The following is a 1388-nucleotide window of genomic DNA, read 5'->3' as shown; positions in this document are numbered from 1 at the left end:
GCGGTTCCTGAATGTGGTACGCCACCGTGTTCTCGTCGATGTTGCTCAGCGCGCCCTCTTGCGCCCGCACACAGCCCGCAAAGTAGCGGAAGTGGTCCACGGTGAGCGGAATGTCGGCGTTCAGCGTTTCGCGAATCGCCTTGCCGTTGTCCACCGTCTCGGCGTAGGCCAGCAGTTCCAGGTTCTGCTCGATGCGGTCGGCAATTTTCAGGAGGATGTTGCTGCGCGTGGCGGCGTCGGTCTTGCCCCAGGCGTCGGCGGCGGCGTGGGCGGCGTCCAGCGCCAGCTCAACGTCTTCCGCCGTGGAGCGCGCGGCCTGGGTGTACACCGTGCCGTTCACGGGCGTGATCACGTCAAAGTACTGACCCTTGACCGGCGCCACCCACTGGCCACCAATGAAGTTGTTGTATTGGGCTTTGTAGGCAATTTTGGCGTCGGCGGCGCCAGGTGCTGCGTAAATCATGTGTGTCGTCCTCTGAGGAATGGTGGTGGTTTAAAGGTGAATCGCCCGATGGGCTGCCTTCATCACCACAACTTCCGTGCCACGCCAGAAGACTGACTCAATTTGAGATTTGTGCTCTCTTTTTTGACACCGTCACAACAGCCGGTGTGCCATCGCAGCACACACCCACTGGGGCTGCGCCAGCTTGGTACGGCACTGGGGTTCATATGTTGGGGGGTGGCGCTTGGACTGGGGAAGGTACTTTTTGCGCGTGCATCAACGGCCTGAACGTGTGCGCTGGCGGCTGGGTTGTGCGCCTGGATTCGCTGCACATCTGCCGGTCGCCAATGCGTCTCGGCTCCAGGCGACCACCCCGACCAGGGCCCTTGACGAGGATTCGCCGGGCCCCAGGCAAAATCCATATGATCGGGGCGAGCTTGGCGTCGGGCCTGCCGGGAAACCCACCTTGAAGAATGGAGCAGCATCAATGGCACTGACGAAGAAGGGCGAGTTCTGGTACGGGACGACGTCGGGCGACACCCAAGCCGAGCTGCGCAGTTACAGCGTTGCGAATCGCCATGAGGCCATCCGGTTTGCCGCGTCCAAATGCGACTGCGGGTGCCGGAGCTTCGCGCTGCAGACCGATGAAGAAGCCGGCGTGGCCATCCGCACCTGCACCGACTGCGGGCAGGAACACCTGATGGGCGACAGTGCGGAATACGTTGAAGAAGCCGAGCCCGAGGCGCACGAGTGCGTGTGTGAAAACGAGGTGTTTGAGCTGATGTCCGGCGTCTCCGTTTACGAGGGCACACATGACGTGCGTTGGTATTACATCGCTTGCCGCTGCGTGGAATGCAATCTGGTCGGGGTCTTCGCAGACTGGAAGTGTGAAGCGGGTGATGCGGCGGCCTTCCTCGCCAAGGTATGAACGGCCGAACCCCGCAGA

Annotated in this window: 2 protein-coding genes; one reads left to right on the top strand and one right to left on the bottom strand. The window is 61.8% G+C overall.

The genetic code is table 11. The features are described from left to right. A partial coding sequence (locus Q7J58_RS13615; RefSeq protein WP_304828933.1) for an aldehyde dehydrogenase family protein occupies positions 1-463 on the bottom strand: 463 nt, incomplete at its 3' end. A 466-nt stretch (positions 464-929) separates the two neighbouring features. On the opposite strand from Q7J58_RS13615, the gene Q7J58_RS13610 reads away from it, so the two are divergent. Further along, positions 930-1370: a hypothetical protein gene (locus Q7J58_RS13610; protein ID WP_304828928.1), complete on the top strand. Its 441-nt coding sequence runs from the start codon at positions 930-932 to the stop codon at positions 1368-1370. The last annotated feature ends 18 nt before the right edge of the window (positions 1371-1388 follow it).

Origin of the sequence: Hydrogenophaga sp. (genome assembly GCF_030656115.1) — a bacterium.
Lineage (GTDB): Bacteria > Pseudomonadota > Gammaproteobacteria > Burkholderiales > Burkholderiaceae_C > Hydrogenophaga.
Note: the sequence above shows the minus strand (reverse complement) of the source record. Positions and strands in the feature narration are given on the sequence as shown.